General features: G+C 72.7%; 20 protein-coding genes, 1 tRNA gene and 1 pseudogene. 15 read left to right on the forward strand and 7 right to left on the reverse strand.

What is annotated here, in order from left to right; genetic code table 11:
• Positions 1–3: 3 nt before the first annotated feature.
• Complete coding sequence (locus tag BM028_RS14885; protein ID WP_217637343.1) at positions 4–837, forward strand: glycoside hydrolase family 16 protein; 834 nt, start codon at positions 4–6, stop codon at positions 835–837.
• Between the two features lie 3 nt (positions 838–840).
• Here the strand turns inward: BM028_RS14885 and BM028_RS14890 are convergent, their stop codons facing one another.
• Together BM028_RS14890 and BM028_RS14895 are read right to left on the reverse strand one after the other, a co-directional pair.
• Positions 841–1,059, reverse strand: a complete 219-nt coding sequence (locus BM028_RS14890) for a hypothetical protein (RefSeq protein WP_071294861.1) — start codon at positions 1,057–1,059, stop codon at positions 841–843.
• A 40-nt stretch (positions 1,060–1,099) separates the two neighbouring features.
• Positions 1,100–1,354: a DUF7218 family protein gene (locus BM028_RS14895; protein ID WP_071294860.1), complete on the reverse strand. Its 255-nt coding sequence runs from the start codon at positions 1,352–1,354 to the stop codon at positions 1,100–1,102.
• 128 nt (positions 1,355–1,482) lie between these two features.
• Between BM028_RS14895 and BM028_RS18790 the strand changes: the two are divergent.
• The 3 genes and pseudogenes from BM028_RS18790 (at position 1,483) to BM028_RS18590 (ending at position 3,212) form a co-directional block, all read left to right on the forward strand.
• Positions 1,483–2,009, forward strand: a pseudogene (locus BM028_RS18790) (alpha/beta fold hydrolase).
• A 77-nt stretch (positions 2,010–2,086) separates the two neighbouring features.
• Positions 2,087–2,986 carry an SDR family oxidoreductase gene (locus tag BM028_RS14905; protein WP_092387513.1) on the forward strand — a complete coding sequence of 300 codons (900 nt, stop codon included), beginning with the start codon at positions 2,087–2,089 and terminating at the stop codon, positions 2,984–2,986.
• 88 nt (positions 2,987–3,074) lie between these two features.
• Positions 3,075–3,212, forward strand: coding sequence for a hypothetical protein (locus tag BM028_RS18590; RefSeq protein WP_156794898.1), 138 nt, complete (start codon positions 3,075–3,077; stop codon positions 3,210–3,212).
• On the opposite strand, the gene BM028_RS14910 is transcribed toward BM028_RS18590, so the two are convergent.
• On the reverse strand, positions 3,196–3,855 hold the full coding sequence (locus BM028_RS14910; RefSeq protein ID WP_092387515.1) for an acyltransferase: 660 nt from the start codon (positions 3,853–3,855) through the stop codon (positions 3,196–3,198). The genes BM028_RS18590 and BM028_RS14910 overlap by 17 nt on opposite strands.
• 152 nt (positions 3,856–4,007) lie before the next feature.
• Between BM028_RS14910 and BM028_RS14915 the strand changes: the two genes are divergently transcribed.
• Positions 4,008–4,955, forward strand: coding sequence for a methyltransferase family protein (locus BM028_RS14915; protein WP_092387517.1), 948 nt, complete (start codon positions 4,008–4,010; stop codon positions 4,953–4,955).
• Here the strand turns inward: BM028_RS14915 and BM028_RS14920 are convergent.
• Positions 4,936–5,355, reverse strand: a complete 420-nt coding sequence (locus BM028_RS14920; RefSeq protein ID WP_092387519.1) for a VOC family protein — start codon at positions 5,353–5,355, stop codon at positions 4,936–4,938. The two genes, BM028_RS14915 and BM028_RS14920, sit on opposite strands and share 20 nt — an antisense overlap.
• 109 nt (positions 5,356–5,464) lie before the next feature.
• On the opposite strand from BM028_RS14920, the gene BM028_RS14925 reads away from it, so the two are divergent.
• Both BM028_RS14925 and BM028_RS14930 read left to right on the forward strand, forming a co-directional pair.
• Positions 5,465–6,142: a hypothetical protein gene (locus BM028_RS14925; protein ID WP_092387521.1), complete on the forward strand. Its 678-nt coding sequence runs from the start codon at positions 5,465–5,467 to the stop codon at positions 6,140–6,142.
• Positions 6,143–6,208: 66 nt separating this feature from the next.
• The gene (locus tag BM028_RS14930) at positions 6,209–8,605 is read left to right on the forward strand and encodes an ATP-binding cassette domain-containing protein (RefSeq protein ID WP_092387523.1); all 2,397 of its coding nucleotides are present in this window, start codon (positions 6,209–6,211) and stop codon (positions 8,603–8,605) included.
• Positions 8,606–8,860: 255 nt separating this feature from the next.
• On the opposite strand, the gene BM028_RS14935 is transcribed toward BM028_RS14930, so the two are convergent.
• On the reverse strand, positions 8,861–10,009 hold the full coding sequence (locus tag BM028_RS14935) for an epoxide hydrolase family protein (RefSeq protein WP_092387525.1): 1,149 nt from the start codon (positions 10,007–10,009) through the stop codon (positions 8,861–8,863).
• Positions 10,010–10,113: 104 nt separating this feature from the next.
• On the opposite strand from BM028_RS14935, the gene BM028_RS14940 reads away from it, so the two are divergent.
• On the forward strand, positions 10,114–10,809 hold the full coding sequence (locus tag BM028_RS14940; RefSeq protein ID WP_092387527.1) for a TetR/AcrR family transcriptional regulator: 696 nt from the start codon (positions 10,114–10,116) through the stop codon (positions 10,807–10,809).
• Between the two features lie 121 nt (positions 10,810–10,930).
• Here BM028_RS14940 and BM028_RS14945 read toward each other — a convergent pair whose 3' ends face one another.
• Positions 10,931–11,347: a YkvA family protein gene (locus tag BM028_RS14945; RefSeq protein WP_092387529.1), complete on the reverse strand. Its 417-nt coding sequence runs from the start codon at positions 11,345–11,347 to the stop codon at positions 10,931–10,933.
• 112 nt (positions 11,348–11,459) lie between these two features.
• Here BM028_RS14945 and BM028_RS14950 point away from each other — a divergent pair, with 112 nt between their 5' ends.
• The 5 genes from BM028_RS14950 to BM028_RS18900 all read left to right on the forward strand — a co-directional run bounded on the left by BM028_RS14950 (position 11,460) and on the right by BM028_RS18900 (position 16,292).
• Positions 11,460–11,831, forward strand: a complete 372-nt coding sequence (locus BM028_RS14950) for a tRNA-dihydrouridine synthase (protein ID WP_254789616.1) — start codon at positions 11,460–11,462, stop codon at positions 11,829–11,831.
• Positions 11,831–13,138 (forward strand): glutathionylspermidine synthase family protein, encoded by a 1,308-nt coding sequence (locus tag BM028_RS14955; RefSeq protein ID WP_092387531.1) that lies wholly within the window; start codon positions 11,831–11,833, stop codon positions 13,136–13,138. The genes BM028_RS14950 and BM028_RS14955 overlap by 1 nt, the downstream gene beginning before the upstream one ends.
• 35 nt (positions 13,139–13,173) lie before the next feature.
• Positions 13,174–14,217 (forward strand): L-glyceraldehyde 3-phosphate reductase, encoded by a 1,044-nt coding sequence (mgrA, locus tag BM028_RS14960; protein ID WP_071301990.1) that lies wholly within the window; start codon positions 13,174–13,176, stop codon positions 14,215–14,217.
• Positions 14,218–14,376: 159 nt separating this feature from the next.
• The gene (locus BM028_RS14965) at positions 14,377–15,021 is read left to right on the forward strand and encodes a helix-turn-helix transcriptional regulator (protein ID WP_092387533.1); all 645 of its coding nucleotides are present in this window, start codon (positions 14,377–14,379) and stop codon (positions 15,019–15,021) included.
• A 5-nt stretch (positions 15,022–15,026) separates the two neighbouring features.
• Entirely contained in the window at positions 15,027–16,292 is a 1,266-nt protein-coding gene (locus tag BM028_RS18900) for a HipA domain-containing protein (RefSeq protein ID WP_368073387.1), read from the forward strand.
• On the opposite strand, the gene BM028_RS14980 is transcribed toward BM028_RS18900, so the two are convergent.
• Positions 16,252–16,324: transfer RNA gene (locus BM028_RS14980), tRNA-Val, on the reverse strand. The genes BM028_RS18900 and BM028_RS14980 overlap by 41 nt on opposite strands.
• A gap of 86 nt (positions 16,325–16,410) precedes the next feature.
• Here BM028_RS14980 and BM028_RS14985 point away from each other — a divergent pair.
• Positions 16,411–17,055: a SatD family protein gene (locus BM028_RS14985; RefSeq protein ID WP_092387535.1), complete on the forward strand. Its 645-nt coding sequence runs from the start codon at positions 16,411–16,413 to the stop codon at positions 17,053–17,055.
• The gene (locus tag BM028_RS14990; protein WP_092387537.1) at positions 17,055–17,912 is read left to right on the forward strand and encodes a hypothetical protein; all 858 of its coding nucleotides are present in this window, start codon (positions 17,055–17,057) and stop codon (positions 17,910–17,912) included. Before BM028_RS14985 ends, BM028_RS14990 begins: the two co-directional genes overlap by 1 nt.
• The last annotated feature ends 146 nt before the right edge of the window (positions 17,913–18,058 follow it).

Here is an 18,058-nt window from a genome sequence, read left to right on the forward strand (position 1 = left end):
GACGTGGACGACCGCATCGACCGTCGCCGGTTCATGACCGCCGGCATCGCCGGGACCACCGCCGCGATCGTCGGCACGAGCATCGCGAGCCGCTCCACGCCGGCCGTGGCGGCAGCGGGCACCCTGCTCGCCGCGGACGAGTTCGACGGGCCAGCAGGCAGTGCGCCGAACAGCGCGGTCTGGCGGTACGACCTCGGCGCGGGCGGGTGGGGCAACGGGGAACTGCAGACCTACACGGACTCCCGGCGGAACGCGGCGCTCGACGGTGCCGGCAACCTCGTGATCACCGCCCGGCGTGAGGCCGACGGTTCGTTCACCTCGGCGCGGCTGAAGACCGAGGGCACGTCGACGGCGCAGTACGGCCGGATCGAGGCGCGCATCCGGATCCCCCGGGGGCAGGGGATCTGGCCCGCGTTCTGGATGCTCGGCGCGGACATCGGGTCGGTCGGGTGGCCGGCCTGCGGCGAGATCGACGTGATGGAGAACGTCGGGTACGAACCGACCGTGGTCCACGGCACGGTGCACGGCCCGGGGTACTCCGGCGCGCAGGGCATCTCGGCGGCGTCCACGAACCCCACGGGGGCTCCGTTCGCCGACGACTTCCACGTGTTCGGCGTCGACTGGCGTCCGGACTCGATCACGTGGTCGGTCGACGGCACGGCGTACCGGACGCTGACCCGAGCCGACGTCGGGGCGAATCCGTGGGTGTTCGACAAGCCGTTCTTCGTCGTCCTCAACGTGGCCGTCGGCGGCTCGTGGCCCGGGTCACCCGACGCGTCGACGCGCTTCCCGCAGCAGATGACGGTGGACTGGGTGCGCGTCTTCGCGAACGCCTGAGGCTCAGGGGCGGCCGCGGCCGTTCCGCGCGACCAGCCACAGGTACGTGCTGTGCCCGATGAGGGCGAGGCCGAAGAACACCGCGGCCACGGCGTACACGCGGTCGAGCTTGCCCTGTCCGATCACGAGCATCACGACGCAGAACACGACGGCCACGGCGAGCACGCCCACCTGCACCGTCGACCAGATCCGTCGGAAGCGCGGCATGCCCGTCTCGTTCACGACTCCATGGTGCCAGATGCCGTCAGTGCTCCCGGTACCGTCAGTGCTCCCGGAGCGCCTCGACGAGTTCGGCCTTCCGCTTCGACGAGTACCCGGTGATGCCGAGCTCCTTCGCGCGTCGCTTGAGGTCCGCCACGGTCCAGTCGTCGTACGACCCGGACTCGCCGCCCTTCTTCGCCACGGCGTGCTCGCCCCGCGCCGCCGCGGCGTTGCTGATGCGGGCGGCCTTCTCCTTCGAGTTGCCCTCCTTGCGGAGCTCCTCGTACATGTCCGGCTTCTTGAGTTGGTTCGGCATGGCGCACACCGTACGCCCGGGTCCTCGACGTGGGAGACTCCGGCATGACCGAACCCTGGACCTCCGACCCGGGTGGTCCGGGCACCCCGATCGTGCTGCTCCACCCCGGTGGCACCGATTCCCGGTCGATGTCGGCGCTGGCCGAGGCGTTCGGTGGCGCCCGTGTCGTGCTCGTCGACCGAGCCGGGCACGGTCGCACTCCCGACGTCGACGGCCCGTGGCACTTCGCGGACATGGCCGAAGAACTCGCCGGCACCGTGCGGTCCCTCGGCGCCGGTCCCGTGCACCTCGTCGGGTGCCGCCCCGGTTCATGGCGGACGCCGACGCCGAGGTGTCCCCCGACCCTCCGGAGCACTGGGAGGTCGTCACCGCCAAGTCGCGGGTGCTGCACACGGCGGAACCCGCGGTGACGGTGGCGCAGCTCCGCGGCCTCGCCGTCCCGGTCCTCATCCTGTGCGGGGACGACGACGAGGTGCGGCTCGACCACCTCGCCCAGATGCTCGAGGCACTGCCGGACGGCGAGCTGGCTGTGGTCCCGAGGGCGACGCACGGCCTCGTCGTCGAGCAGCCGGACCTCGTCGCGCAGCTCGTCGGGGCGTTCCACGCGACCGACAAGAGCGACGGTGTCGCACCCCGCCGTCGCGCGCGGCACTGACCGGTCACCGCACTCCTGGGCGGCGGTCCAGATGCCGTCCGGTTCTGTGGGAGTGAACCGATGAGAGGACCCGCACCATGCCCCGCGACCAGTACGAGCCAGCCGACCCGCGTACCCGCTACCCCGACGTCCAGCCGGAGCCGCAGACGCAAGCCGAGCCGGGCCTCCAGAGCCGCATGCGGCCGGTACCGGACCTCGGTGAGGAGACCTACCGGGGAACCGGCCGGCTCGCCGGTCGGAAGGCGCTGATCACCGGCGCGGACTCCGGTATCGGTGGCGCCGTCGCCATCGCGTTCGCACGCGAGGGTGCGGACGTCGCGCTCGCGTACCTCCCGGAGGAGCAGTCCGACGCGGACCACGTCATCGAGCAGATCCGCGCCGCGGGCCGGACGGCCGTCGCGGTGCCGGGTGACCTGCGGGACCGGTCCTACGCGACCACGCTGGTCGAGCAGGCCGTCGCGGGACTCGGCGGCCTCGACGCGCTCGTGAGCGTGGCCGGCAAGCAGCGCTGGCAGCCCGAGGTCGAGGACCTCACCGACGAGCAGTTCGAGGCGACGTTCGACGTCAACGTGTTCGGGCTGTTCCGCCTGGTCCGCGCTGCGCTCCCCCACCTGCAGCCGGGGTCGACGATCACCACGACGGCGTCGATGGAGGCGTACAAGCCCGCTCCGGACCGGCTCGACTACGCGGCGTCGAAGGGCGCGATCAACAACCTCTCGAAGGGGCTGTCGCAGGCACTCGTCGAGCGTGGGATCCGGGTGAACATCGTGGCTCCCGGACCCACCTGGACCGTCCTGCAGCCGAGCGGCGGCGTCGACCCGGAGTCGCTGCCCGAGTTCGGGTCGAGCGAGTCGCCGATGGGCCGCGCCGCGCAGCCGGCCGAACTCGCGCCCGCCTACGTGTTCCTCGCCTCGCACGAGTCGAGCTACGTCGCCGGGGAGACCCTCAACGTGAACGGCGGCATGGTGACGCCCTGACCCGGCACGGCCCACGGGCTGCACGCACCCGGGAATGGAACGCGCGTCCCGGGTGTCTCATCCACCACCGAACGCGAAGGAGCACACCATGAGCCACGACCTCCACGAGAGCACGGCCGTCGACGTCCAGCGGAGCTGCACGCCGGCGACGACGGTCTCCGTCCTGCACGACGAGCGCAAGCCGTCGTTCGGGCGCTGGCTGGGCCAGATCAACCGGCAGGACTGACCGCCGTCGCGGCAGCGGCCGAGACCGCGGGCGGTCCGGCAGCGGCCGGGACCGCGGGCGTCGCCGTCGCGGCGCCCGCAGGCGCGGGGGCGGCGCCCGGGACGCCGAGTTCACGGATCCGCCGCGCCGGCACCCCGGCGTAGACCCCGTGGGACGTGAGCCGCCCCCGGACGACCGCCCCGGCCGCGACGACCACGTCGTCCTCGATGACCGTCCCGGGCAGCACGACGGCACGCCCACCGATCCAGACCCGCTCGCCGATGTCGACCGACCGGCCCGAGGCGGTCTCGCTCCACGCCCCGTCGTCGCCGATCTCGTGGTGGCTCGTCATCACGAGCACCTGCATCCCGATCGCGGTGTGGTCGCCGATCCGGACCGGCGCGACGGCCTCGACCGTGACGTTCCGGTTGAAGTACACGCCCCGGCCGACCACGAGGTTCTTCGGGTCCCCCGTCAGTGAGAACAGCGGACCGGGGCTCGACGCGAGGTCGGCGCCCGCGGCGGACGCGATCAACCGGCGTACCGCGCGCGGCAGGAACGGCGACCCGAGCAGCAGCGTGAACAGCGTGTACTCGCGGGCGTGGACGACGTCGTCGCGCAGCCGTGAGCCGAACGTGGACGGAGATGCGGTGCGTGCGGACATGCCGCCTCCAGGTCTCGCAGGGGGACGTGTGCGTCCTCGCACACAGCCGGAACGGTAGGTCGGCTCGAGCACGGTCGACAACGCGGAGACCGGGGCGTTGCGCGATTCTTGCGGTGTCCGCTGCCGGGATCCCGCACTGCTACCGTGCTCGCATGTCCTGGGGCCGACGGTACTTCGCGGTCCAGTCGGTCGCGGGGGCCCTCTGGTGGATCGCGGTGTGCACCCTCCCCGGGGTCCGGTCGGCGACCCTCGGCTCACTCGACCCCGTCGTCGTCGCGGTGTTCGACGTCCCGCTCTTCGTCGTGGCATCGGCGCTCGCAGCGGCCGGCAGTCGTGCCGCCGCGGTGGTCACGACCGGGTGGACCGCGCTGGTCATGGCCGCCCTCGCCGTCTGGGCCACCGCGACGACCGAGGCCGGTGCCGGAGTGCTCGTGATGATCGGCGCGACCGTCGGGTCCGCCCTCGCCCTGGCGCTCGTCGTGCTCGGCCGGGTCCCGACCGAGTGGCTGACGACCGGCCCGCTGCGGTTCCGCACCGCCGACCCCGACGCGGGTCGCCGCCGCCACGTCCTCGGCACCGCCCTGCAGATCACCGTCTTCTGGGGGCTCTTCCTCGGGGTCCTGCCGCTCGTCATCGCCGCCGCCGAGCACCGCTGGCGGCTTCACCCGACGCTGCCCGACGGCGTCGTGACCACCGCTGTCGTCACCGGAGCCGTCGCACTCGTCGCCGCGAGTGCGCTCGGCATCGCGTCCGCAGCGGCGATGTCGACGCAGGGCGCCGGGACCCCCCTGCCGTCCGCGATGCCGAACCGGCTCGTGATCGCCGGTCCGTACCGCTCGGTGCGCAACCCGATGGCGCTCGCCGGCATCGCCCAGGGCGTCGCCGTCGGGCTCCTGCTCACCTCGTGGATGGTCGTCGTGTACGCGCTCGCCGGGTCGATCGTCTGGAACTGCGTCGTCCGCCCGCTCGAGGAAGCCGACCTCGACCACCGGTTCGGCGACGACTTCCGGCGCTACGCCGCACGCGTCCGGTGCTGGGTCCCCCGGTGGCCGGTCCCGGCGAGCGCCCCGGCGGACGCGATCAGCCCGCCGCGCCGCTGATGTTGACGAGCCAGGTCACGCCGAAACGGTCGGTGACCATGCCGAACGTGTCGCCCCACGGGGCCTTCGTGAGGGGTTCGATGATCGTCTTCGCCCCGTCGGCGAGCCCGTTCCAGTAGCGCGTGAGGGCTTCCTCGTCGTCACCGCTCAGGGACACCGAGATGTTGCTGACGTCGGGGCCCTCCATGCCGGTCGGTGCGTCGGAGGCCATCAGCAGCAGACCGTTCTCGCCCTCGAGCTGGCCGTGCATGACCTTGTCGGCGTCGGCGGGGTCCTGTGCCATCCCGGCCTCGCCGAAGGTGTTGACGGTGAGTTCGCCGCCGAAGACGCCGTGGTAGAAGTCGAGCGCGTCACGGGCCTGGTCGCGGAGGCCGATGTACGGGTTGAGTCGGACGGTCATGATGGACTCCTCGCGGATGGTGCACGGGCGCCGTCGTCCGTGTCGCGTCGATCGTCCCAGACCGCCGGCGCGTGCGGAAGCCCGTGGGCGGGTCGTGCAGGATGGGGCGGTGGACAGCGACGACGCGTACGACGAGCACCTCACCGCCGAGATGCCGTGGACCGAGGTGGTCCGGACACTCGAGGGCCTCGGGTGGACGCCGTGCGGCACCGGGGACTGGGCGTGCGCGTTCCGTTCCCCCTCCGGTCGGCTCGCGGCGCGGGTCAGCCCGTTCGACCCCGCCGGGCCGTACTCGGCGATGCTCTACCGTGTGGCGGCGCACACCCGCCAGGTCCCCGTGCTGGTCGACCATCGCGTGCTCGAGGGCGGGTCCGACCTCACGGTGATGGAGTACCTCGCGCCGGTGTCCGCGGCCGAGGGGGCGGCCTTCCACCGGTCGATCCGTGCGCGGGAGCCAGACGTGGCGGCGCTCGCCGAGCACATCGACGCCGTGCACGCGCGTGGCGCCCGGGAGCAGCCGTGGTGGGGTCCGCTCGACGACAACCCGGCGAACGTGATGCGCGGCTCGGACGGCCGGGTGGTCGTCGCCGACCTGTTCTACGCCGACGGCCCCGCGCTGTACGCCACGGTGCGGGACGACCCCGACCGGGTCGTGCGGGACTACCCGGAGCACCTGCGTCGGCACATGACGGAGTTGCCGCTGGCGAGTTCCGGCGGGTGGGCGGTCGGCGACGCGGAGCGGATGCGCCGGGCACTGGCGGCGGCGGACCGACGCCGGTCGGGATGACGTCCGGACGCTCCCCGCGCGCCGGGGCACCCGAGCACCCAGCCGCCTCGGCCTAGCATCGTGAGGATGCCCGACCCCCGCCCCGACGAGTACATCCGCGTCCGCGGCGCCCGCGAGCACAACCTGCAGGACGTGGACGTCGACATCCCCCGCGACCGCATCGTCGCCTTCACCGGCGTCTCCGGCTCCGGCAAGTCGAGCCTCGCGTTCGGCACCGTGTTCGCCGAGGCGCAGCGCCGGTTCCTCGAGTCCGTCGCGCCCTACGCCCGGCGGCTCATCGCGCAGGGGTCCACCCCGCACGTGGAGTCGATCACGGGACTCCCCCCGGCCGTCGCCCTGCAGCAGCGCCGCGGTGCCCCGAGTGCCCGCTCCACCGTGGGCACGCTGACGACCCTGTCGAACTCGATGCGCATGCTGTTCTCCCGCGCCGGCACCTACCCGCCGGGAGCCGACCGGCTCGAGTCCGACTCGTTCTCGCCGAACACCGCCGCCGGGGCCTGTCCCCGCTGCCACGGACTCGGCACCGCGCACGAGGTCACCGAGGCGTCCGCGGTCCACGACGACTCGCTCAGCATCCGCGACGGCGCGATCACCGCGTGGCCCGGTGCCTGGCAGGGCAAGAACCTCCGCGACGTGACGGCGGTGCTCGGCTACGACATCGACCGGCCGTGGCGGGACCTCCCCCGCGCCGACCGCGACTGGCTGCTCTTCACCGAGGAGCAGCCGGTGGTCGAGGTGCACCCGAAGCGCGACCGGGTCGCCAAGCCCTACCGCGGTCGGTTCTGGAGCGCCCGGCAGTTCGTGCTGCACACCCTCGCGGACTCCCAGAGCGAGACCCAGCGCACCAAGGCCCTGCAGTACGTCGAGTCCGGACCGTGCGGCCTGTGCGGCGGCACCGGGCTCACCCGGGCGGCCCTCGCCGTGACGGTCGGCGGGCACAGCATCGCCGACCTCAACGCGCTGCCGATCACGGCGCTCGCCGACGTGCTCCGGCCGATCGCCGCGATCACGGACGCCTCGGCGGCGACGTCCCGTGCGTCCTCGGGCGAGCACACCGAGGTGGCCGTGGCGATCGCGGGTGACCTCGTCACGCGCCTCGACGTCCTGCTCGGCCTCGGGCTCGGGTACCTCGCGCTCGACCGGTCGACGCCGACGCTCTCCCCGGGTGAGACGCAGCGGCTCCGGATCGCGACGCAGCTCCGCTCCGGGTTGTTCGGTGTCGTGTACGTCCTCGACGAGCCGAGCGCCGGTCTGCACCCCGCCGATGCCGAGTCCCTCGTGCAGGTGCTCGACGACCTGCGCGCCGGCGGCAACAGCGTCTTCGTGGTCGAGCACGACATGAGCATCGTCCGCCGCGCCGACTGGATCGTCGACGTCGGGCCGGGCGCGGGCTCCGGTGGCGGCACCGTCCTGTACAGCGGTCCCGTCGACGGCCTCCGGCACGTCGAGGGGTCGGTGACGCGGCGGTTCCTCCACCCGGCCGGCCCACCTGCGGTCCGCACACCGCGGGAGCCGGTCGCCACCCTGGCGCTCCGCGACGTGACGCTGCACAACCTGCACGGTCTCGACGTCGACGTCCCGCTCGGGGTCCTCACTGCGGTCACGGGGGTGAGCGGCTCGGGGAAGTCCTCGCTCGTCGGTGGCGTCCTGGCCACCGAGGGCGCCTCGCACCCGCTCGTGACCCGGGTCGTCCAGGTCGACCAGAAGCCGATCGGCCGCACGCCCCGGTCGAACCTCGCCACCTACACGGGCCTGTTCGACGCCGTCCGCCAGGCCTTCGCCGCCACCGATGCCGCACGGGAGCGCGGCTGGGGCGCCGGACGGTTCTCGTTCAACGTCGCGGGCGGCCGGTGCGAGGTGTGCCAGGGCGAGGGCTCCGTCTCGGTCGAGCTGCTGTTCCTGCCCGGCAGCTGGGCGCCGTGCCCGGAGTGCCACGGTGCCCGGTACAACGCCGAGACGCTCGAGGTCCGGTGGGACGGCGCGAGCATCGCCGACGTGCTCGGCATGACCGTCGACGAGGCGGCACCGTTCCTCGCCGGCCTCCCGGCCGCGGCGCGCGGGCTCGAGACGCTGCGCCAGGTCGGTCTCGGCTACCTCCGACTCGGCCAGCCCGCCCCGGAGCTGTCCGGCGGCGAAGCGCAGCGCATCAAGCTCGCCACCGAACTGCAGCGCGCCCGGTCCGGCCACACGCTCTACCTGCTCGATGAGCCGACCACCGGCCTCCACCCCGCCGACGTCGAGCTGCTGTCCGAGCAGCTGTCGCGGCTCACGGACGCCGGCAACACCGTCGTGGTCGTCGAGCACAGCATGGACGTCGTCGCGGCGGCAGACCACGTCATCGACATGGGTCCCGCCGGCGGGGACGCGGGCGGGCAGGTGGTCGCCGCCGGTACGCCGGCCGCGGTCGCGGCGTCCGCCACGAGTCGGACCGCGCCCTACCTGCGCGCGCAGCTGGGGCGGTGAACGCGAGCGGGTGACGGTCTGGAGGCGCGGTGCGGGCCCGAACCGCGCCTCCAGTCCGAGCCGGTGCGGGTCGAGGGCCGCAGCGCTCGCTGAGTGGCCATCAGCTTTTCATCCCTCCGGAGGATGCACCCGCGGGGCGACCGGAGCATGCTGAGCGGTGTGTGGGGAGTCCGGTCGTCCGCGACCGCGGTCGTGGGGGCCGCGGTCGCGACGCGCCGGACCGTCTGATCCGAGCCGGTCGGGAGCGGTCCGTCCTCAGCGACGCAGCCCGCGCAGCCCGCTGCGGAGCTCGTCGACGAGGACCACGGGCTGCTCGAGCGCCGCGAAGTGCCCACCGCGCGGTGCCTCGCCGTAGTGGACGAGGTCCGGGTAGGCGGCCTCGATCCACGTGCGCGGCAGGAGCGGGATGTCCCGCGGGAACACGGTCACGGCGACGGGGAGGTGCAGCACCGGGCCCGCCATCGTGGCGCGGCGGTTCTCCCAGTAGATCCGGGCGGAGGACGCGGCGGAGTTCGTGAACCAGTACAGCGAGATCGTGTCGAGGATGTCGTCGACGTCGATGGCCTGCTCGGCGAGGCCCTGGTTGTCCGTCTTCGACTGGAACTTCTCGTAGATCCACGCTGCTTGCCCCACCGGCGAGTCCGCGAGGGCGAACCCCGGCGTCTGCGGCTTCGTGCCCTGCAGGTGGTTCGACCCGCCGAGCGGTCCCGCGTAGCGCGCGAGGGAGTCGACCGCGTGCTGCTCCTCGGGCGTGCGCTCGTCCGGGATCGTGTCGGGGACGGCGTACGGGGTGTTCAGGTGGATGCCCGCCAGCCCCTCCGGGCGCGCCGCCGCGAGTGCGGTCGTCACCACGGATCCCCAGTCCCCGCCGTGTGCCACCCACCGGGTGTACCCGAGTCGCCGCATCAGCTCGGCCCACGCCGTGGCCGTGCGATCGGCGTCCCACCCCGTGGTCGTCGGCTTGCCGGAGAACCCGAACCCGGGCAGCGACGGCACGACCACGTCGAAGGCGTCCGCAGGGTCACCACCGTGCGCGGCCGGGTCGGTCAGCGGACCGATGAGGTCGACGAAGTCCAGGACCGACCCCGGCCAGCCGTGACTGAGGAGGAGCGGCATCGCTCCGGGTTCGGCGGACCGGACGTGCAGGAAGTGGATGTCGAGTCCGTCGATCTCGGTACGGAACTGCGGGGACCGGTTCAGCCGCTCCTGGAACCGCACGGGGTCGTGGTCGTGCAGCCAGTGGTGCACGAGGGCCCGCAGGTTCTCCGACCGAACGCCCTGCGACCAGTCCGGCACGGTCTCCGGGTCGGGCCACCGGGTCCTGGCCAGACGGGCGCGGAGGTCGTTGACGTCCGCCTGCGGGACGTCGACGCGGAACGGGCGGACGGCGGTGGATGCGGTCATGGTCTGCGGTCCTCACGATGGGTGTGCGGCAGTTCGTTGCACACGGTTGTGCAACGAACACCGGAACCGTAACCCATTGCACAGCAGTGTGCAATGATCGGTGCATGGCTTCCGGATCCGCACGCGACCTCGCGATGGACGAGACACGGAACCGGATCCTCGACGTCGCCCGCGAACTCCTCGGCCGGCGACCGGATGCCGGTATGGGCGAGGTCGCACGGGCCGCCGGAGTGGTCCGCCGCACCGTCTACGGGCACTTCCCGGCCCGCACCGACCTCGTCCGCACGCTGGCCGAGCGAGCGGGGGCGGAGATCGGTGCCATCCTCGAGCGCGCCGACGTCGACGGATCGCCCGCCGACGCCGCGTGGGCGCGGTTCGTCACCGACCTCTGGCCGCTCGCTCACCGGTACCGGGTGCTGTTGGCGCTCCGTCGCGGGCAGCAGGGCGACGAGATCCACGCCCTGCTCGGGGCGGTGGACCGGCGTCTCGCCGTGCTCGTCCAGCGGGGTCAGGACGACGGGGTCTTCGGGCGGCACCTCCCGGCGATCGCCCTCGGGCAGATCGCCTCAGCGACCGTCTTCGCCATCGCCGACGACAGCCGCCCGACGGCACCGGACGCGCCTGATGCCGGCGACGGAGCGGATGCCGGCGGTGCAGCGGATGCCGCCGATGCAGCGGATGCCGCCGATGCAGCGGGTGCCGCCGATGCACTCGATCTGCGGGCCGCGGTCACCACCAGCCTCCTCGTCCTCGGCGTCCCGGCAGCACGGGCGCAGGAACTCGCTCCCGCGTCGGACTGACGGGGTCGATCGGGACCACCACCACGTGCCCTGCACCGCCGCCAGGGACTCCGCCGCGCCCACGCCAGCGCGCGTTCCCACGCGCACGCCCGGGCCCATTCCCCGCCAGGTTTCGGCCTGGTCAGGACCCCGACAGGCCGACCGCGGCGCGCACGGCACGCAACCCTTCCGGCGTGCCCGGCCAGTGCCGGTCCACCGCCGCCGCACCCGCCCGCCGCGTGACGAACCGGAGCACGAGCGCGACGACGATCGCGTCGTCGAGGTACCCGATGACCGGCACGAAGTCCGGCACGAGGTCGATCGGCAGCAGCAGGTACCCGAGGAGTGCGAGCAGGGCGACGCGCACACCCCGCGGCACCGTCGGGTCGGCGACGAGCCGCCGGACCAGCCGCACGACGTCGGGCACGAGCCGGAGCGCCTCGACCAGCCGGAGGCCGTCACCAGATCGACGTGCGGCGACCACCAGGGCGATCACCACGACGCCCCACACGATGACGAACCCGCCCACGATCGCGATGACGACCGACCACCACTCCATGTCCCGAGCATGGCGGACGCGGTGTCGCGGGAGCTGAGCGAACGGACAGGTCGCGCTGCGAAGGCGGTGTCGAGCCGGAACGGTGCCGCCCGCCCCGGTACTGTTCCCGTTCGTGAGTGTTCGTCGTCGCGCGTCCCGTGTCGTCTCGATCGGGGTCGTCGCAGCCCTCGCCGCGTCGTTGACCGGCTGCGGGGAGGGGTCCGGGGTCGACAGCGACTACGCGAAGATCTGCCGCGACAACTCGACGCAGAAGCGCCTGCCGGACGACGACTGCAACAACCACGGTGGGCACGCCGGCTGGTACTACCTCCCGCTCAGCGGCAGCCGCGCGACGAAGGTCCCCGCCGTCGGCGACGCCGTGTCGGGCGGCACTGCCAGCCTCCCGTCGGGCAAGACCGCGGAGTCGGGGATCTCGTCCCGCGGCAGCTCGGTGACGAAGGGCGGCTTCGGCGGGTCCGGCGAGCACGGCGGGTTCGGCGGCTGATGGAGCGCGTCGAGTTCACCGAGCGCCCGGACTGGCAGCGACGGATCCAGCAGACCGGCCTCATCTACTCGCGGTCGGTGCGCGAGGACGGCACCACGGTCGAGTACTGGAACGACGGCGCGGCGTACGTGTTCACGCTGCCCGAGGTCGAGGCGCTCGAACGGCAGACCGAGGAGCTGCACCGCATGTGCCTCGAGGCCGCCCGGTACCTGGCCTCTGGCGAACTCGGCACCCTCGGGCTCACCCACGAGGGCTTCGACCTCGCCGCGTGGTCGCTCGAGCAGGGCGAACCGGACGTGTACGCCCGCTTCGACCTGGCGTACGCGGGCGACGGCTCCCCCGCGAAGATGCTCGAGTACAACGGTGACACCCCCACCGGGCTCATCGAGGCCTCGGTGACGCAGTGGCACTGGCTGCAGGACCGCATCGCCGACGGGACGCTGCCCGCCGACACCGACCAGTGGAACGGCATCCACGAGGCGATGGTCGCCCGCTGGCGCACCCTGCTCCACGCATCGCTCCGCGCCGAGGAGGGCGGCCGGCTCTTCGTCGCCCACTCCGACCTCGACACCGCCGGCGAGGACTGGAACACCGTCGCGTACATGCGGGACCTCGCCGGCGAGGCCGGGTGGGAGCACACCGGCATCGAGATGAAGGACATCGGGTGGCACGCGGTCGCCCGGCAGTTCGTGGGCAACGCCGAGCCCGCCGGCTCGTCCCGGAGCGTCTTCACGCTGCCCGGCGACGAGGACGGCACGCAGTACCCGGTCATCCGGAGCCTGTTCAAGCTCTACCCGTGGGAGGACCTCGTCTCCGGGGACGACCGCGCCGAGGGCGACCAGGAGTTCGGCGCGTTCCTCGTCAGCGACCGCGGCCGCCTCGGCCGGTGGTACGAGCCCGCGTGGAAGATGTTCCTGTCGAACAAGCTCCTGCTGGTCGCGCTCTGGCGGCTGTTCCCGGGCCACGAGAACCTGCTGCCGGCGTTCGCCGACGGGCCGAACGGCATGACGGACTTCGTCGTGAAGCCGGTGTTCGGGCGCGAGGGCGACGGCATCGCCGTGCACCGCGCGGACGGCTCGGTGACGACGAACGGCTCGGAGTACCGCCGCGCCGGCACCGGCGGCGAACGGGTGTGGCAGCAGTACCACGAGCTGCCGGACTTCCCCGGGTCCCGCGGCCACAACCACCCGGTCCTCGGCTCCTGGGTGGTGGACGGCGAGTCGTTCGGGGTCGGCATCCGCGAGTCCGACGGCCCCATCACCGACTACTGGTGCCGCTTCGCCCCGAACGTGATCACCGCGTCCTGAACGACGGGACCGCGCGTCCTGCCACGATGGACGGCATGACCTACACCGCCAGCAGCGACCGCTACGACACGATGCCCTACCGCCGTACCGGGAACTCCGGCCTCGACCTGCCGCTGCTCTCGCTCGGCTACTGGCACAACTTCGGCGACGACGTCGCCTTCGAGACGCAGCGTGCCGTGAGTCGCCGCGCCTTCGACCTCGGCATCACCCACCACGACCTCGCGAACAACTACGGGCCGCCCTACGGTGCCGCCGAGGTCAACTTCGGGCGCCTCATGCGTGAGGACTTCCGGCCGTACCGCGACGAGATGATCGTGTCGACGAAGGCCGGCTGGGACATGTGGCCCGGTCCCTACGGTCAGGGCGGCGGCTCCCGCAAGTACGTCCTCGCCTCCCTCGACCAGTCGCTGCAGCGCACGGGCCTCGACTACGTGGACGTCTTCTACTCGCACCGCCTCGACGCGTCCACCCCGCTCGAGGAGACGATGGGCGCCCTGCACACCGCGGTCCAGCAGGGCAAGGCGCTCTACGTCGGCATCTCGTCGTACGACGCGGAGCGCAGCCGCCAGGCCGCCGCGATCCTGCGCGACCTCGGCACGCCCCTGCTCATCCACCAGCCCTCGTACTCGATGCTGAACCGCTGGATCGAGACCGAGGGGCTGCTCGACGCCGCGAGCGAACTCGGCTTCGGCGTCATCGGCTTCACCGCGCTCGCGCAGGGGCTCCTGACCGGCAAGTACCTCGACGGCGTCCCGGAGGACTCCCGCGCCGCCGCCGGCAAGTCCCTCGACGCGTCGAGCATCACACCGGAGGTGGTCGCCCACCTCCGTGCCCTGAACGACGTCGCCGCCGCACGCGGCCAGTCCCTCGCGCAGCTCGCGCTGGCCTGGGCGCTCCGCGACGAGCGGGTCACGTCGCTCGTCATCGGCGCCTCGCGCGTGTCCCAGGTCGAGGACAACGTCGCCGCCCTGGCGAACACGTCCTTCACCGACGAGGAGCTCCGCACCATCGACGAGCACTCCGTCGGGATCGCGGACGTCGACCTGTGGGCCGGCGCGCGCGCCGGTCAGGTCTCCTGAGCGGGATCCGTCACCAGATGGCGGACGGGAGGCGCGGTGCGGGGCCGCGCCGCGCCTCCCGTCCCGCAGACGGTCGCGTCTGCATTCCGGTGGGCCCTGCCGGGATCGGCATGCGTCATCGATTGCACTTCCTGTTCCGCACGGCGTAGATTCGCACCCGTGACCACCATCTCCGAGTACGCGGCGCAGCACGGCATCTCGCCGCGCCGCGCTCGCGCGCTCGCGCAGCAGGGCCGTCTCCCGGCACGACGGGTCGGACGTGCCTGGGTCCTCGACGAGGGCGTCGCCACGACGCCGGCCGTCGGCACCCGACCGATGAGCGAGCGCACGCGCCGCCTGTTCCTCCGTGCACTGAGCGACCAGACCGTCCGTGAGGTGACCGGGTCCGACCGCCGACGCATCGCCGCGTACCTCGGCCGGCTCCGCGCCTCCGACCGACCGGCAGCGCTCATCCGTGCGTGGTTCCGCGGAGCGGACCTCCCGACGGGCTTCACGCTCGGAGAACTCCTGGTCCGGGCCGCACTGGAACACCAGGACGACGTCGTCGCCGAGCGTCTCGCTCGACCACAGCGGCGGTACCTCAACTCGCCCGAGCGCCTGGCGCGGGTCGTCGCCGACGAACGGGCGATCCACGGCCTCAGCCGCGCACAACTGGCCGACCGTGCCGGCACGACACCCGGTGACGTCGCCGCCGTCGAGGCCGGACGACCGGTCGACACCATGCTCACCGTCCTCCGGGTCGTGAACGCGCTCGACGTGCGCCCCCTGGCGTTGCCCACCGGAGCCGTCCGGGACTCCGCGTGAACCGGGTGCTGCACGCCTGGCTCGAAGGGCGCTACGTCGGCGAGTTCGCCGTCGACGGGAGCGGCCGGATCACGCTCCGCTACGACGATGCCGCTCCGGACACACCCGTGTCGCTGTCCCTGCCCCGGGACGGCAGGATCTCCGATCGGGCACCGGGCCGGTTCCTCGACAACCTCCTGCCCGATCGGCCCGAAGCCCGCGACTGGATGCGCCGCGTCACCGGAGCCCGCTCGACGAGCACGTTCGACCTCCTCGAAGAGGTCGGCGGCGACGTCGCCGGCGGGCTGGTGCTCCTCCCCGCACCGGAGTTGCCGCAGCCGGCGGCCACCGCGCTGCTGCTGGCCGACGACGACGCGATCGCGTTCCGGATCAGCAGCCTGCACGACGATCCGGATCGCTGGTGGGAGCGGAGCGACCCGGCCCGGTTCTCTCTCGCCGGTACGCAGCCGAAGTTCGCGCTCGCGAACGTCGCCGGTACCTGGTTCTGGCCGAACGCGTCGGTCCCGTCGACGCACATCATCAAGCCGGCGTTCTCCGCCAACCGGGGAGCCGAGCAGGCAGAGGTCGCGGCCGAGCGCCTGGCAGCGGACATCGGCATCGTCGCCCCGCGAGCCGACGTGCTCGACGTGGTCGGCGAGCAGGCGTACCTCGTCGAGCGCTTCGACCGGGCACCGCAACCGTCCGGCTTCGCCGCGCGACTCCACATGGAGGACCTCGCACAGGCACTCGGCAGGTCCGGTGCCGACAAGTACCGCATCGGAGCGAAGCCGATCCTCCAGCTCCTGCTGCAGCACGATGCGTCGGGCACGGCCGCGCACGACTTCCTCCGGCAGGCCGCGTTCAACGCCGCGATCGGCAACGCTGACGCGCACGCGAAGAACTACTCGGTCCTGCTCCGACCGGCGGGGGTGGAACTCGCGCCGCTCTACGACGCCCTGCCCACGCGCCTCTGGCCCGGGTACGACGAGCAGCTCGCGATGCGCATCGGTGGCGCGCAGTACACGCAGGAGCTGACACTCGACCACTGGTCGAAGCTCGCCGATCAGTCCGGCCTGGACGTCGACCGCGCCCGCGTCGAGGTACAACGGGTGTACGACGACGTCGCCGACCGGATCGACACCGCCTGGAACGACCTCGACGACGACCAGGCCACTCGGATGCGCGGACTCGTCGCCGAGCAGACGGCGAAGATCGCGGGTCCGCGTGCGACGCGCACCACGCCGGGAACGGTGGGCCCTGCCGGGATCGAACCGACGACATCCACGGTGTAAACGTGGCGCTCTACCAGCTGAGCTAAAGGCCCTCACGTCGAGTCTACGGCGTCGGACACCCGGCCCGATGTTCAGCCACAGGCTTACTTTCGGCGATGTGAAGTCGTATCCTTAACACGTGCACTCCGACCCCGTGATCGCGGTGATCGTCGACCTCGTCGACTCCCGCACCCTCGACGACCGCGCAGCGGCCCAGCGCGACGTCGAGCGCGCCTTCGACGGTACCCCAGCGGTCGAGGCGGTCGATCCGCTGCGCGCCACCGTCGGCGACGAGTTCCAGGTGATCTACGCCACGCTGACCGACGCACTCGTCGCGACCACGGCCGCGATCCTCGCCCTCCCGCCGACCGTGCAGATCCGGTTCGGGATCGGGCGCGGCACGGTGCAGACGATCGGCGCGGGTGCGGTCGGTCCCCTGCAGGACGGCCCCGGGTGGTGGTCCGCACGCGACGCCATCAACGAGACACACCGGCGCGAGGACGGCCGGACCGCGTTCCTCCGGGCCTGGTACCACGACGCCGAGGACCGCCACGGACCGACGGAGCGACTGGTGAACGCCTACTTCCTGAGCCGCGACCACATCGTCGCGCGCCTGACCCCGCGTGCACGGCGGATCGCCCTCGGGCTGGTCCAGGGCCGGACCCAGGCGCAGATCGCTGCTGACGAGGGCATCACCCCGTCGGCGGTGTCCCAGTCCGTGCAGAAGTCGGGCGTCGCCGCACTGGTCGAGGGCCTGCGGGTCCTCGGGGACGGGGGCCGCTGATGCTCGGCGGGGTCCTCCTCGCCCTGATCGGGACGGCCGACGTCGTGCGCACCCGGACCGGCACCGACGCCGCACCTCGTCGCGTCCTGACCGTGATCGTGGTCCTGCTGCTGTGGATCGGGGTGGCAGTCGTCGCCGTGCCGGGCCTCGGCCTCCCCGTCGGGGCGGTGGCCAGCGCGATCGTGCTCGCCGCCCTGTGGATCGCCACGACGACGCCGGTGCGGCCGACCGACGCCCGGCCCTCGACGACGCCGCCACGGGTCTGGTGGCGCCGCTCGGGCTCGTGGCCGTCGGTCCTGCTCGCGGTCGCGCTCGCCGTGCTGCTGCTGACGGTCCCGTCCGTCGATCCCTCGGGGTTCGTCGTCGAGTGGCAGCGTGGTTCCGCGCCGGCCTTCGTCGCCGCCGTCCCGCTCGCCGCGATCGTCGGCGGCGTCGGAGCGGCGCTGTTCCTGGTCGACTCGGCCAACGTCGTCGTCGCCCGGGCCCTCCCGCCGGGGCTCTCCCCCGACACCGTCAGCCAGTCAGTCGAGGGCGGGCCGGCGTGGCGGCTGTTCGCACGACGACCCCGTGGCGACGCCCGTACCGCTGCGGACGACGACGGCAGCGAGGGCACGGTCCTGCTGCAGGGCGGCCGCATGATAGGCCCGATCGAACGCCTGCTGCTCGCCGGGTTCTCGCTGGTCGGAGCCTTCCCCGTCGTCGCTGCACTGATCGCGGCCAAGGGCATCGTCCGCTTCCCGGAGATCCGCCGCGAGACGACCGGGTACCAGGCCGAGTACTTCCTCATCGGCAGCCTGGTGAGCTGGGCGATGGCGTTCGCCGCGGCCGGCATGTGCTGGTTGCTCGCACAAGGCTGAGGCCCGCGCCGCGTGTCGAACCACGAATCCGACATCGAACAACCGCCTGGTCCCGGTTCGATGTCGGATCCGTGGTTCGACACCGCCGGCGCACCGCCGCCCGCGCCCCGCCGACGCCACAGGTCGATGCACAGCGACCGCCCCGG

It is taken from the genome of Curtobacterium sp. YR515, assembly GCF_900113095.1.
Classification (GTDB): domain Bacteria; phylum Actinomycetota; class Actinomycetes; order Actinomycetales; family Microbacteriaceae; genus Curtobacterium.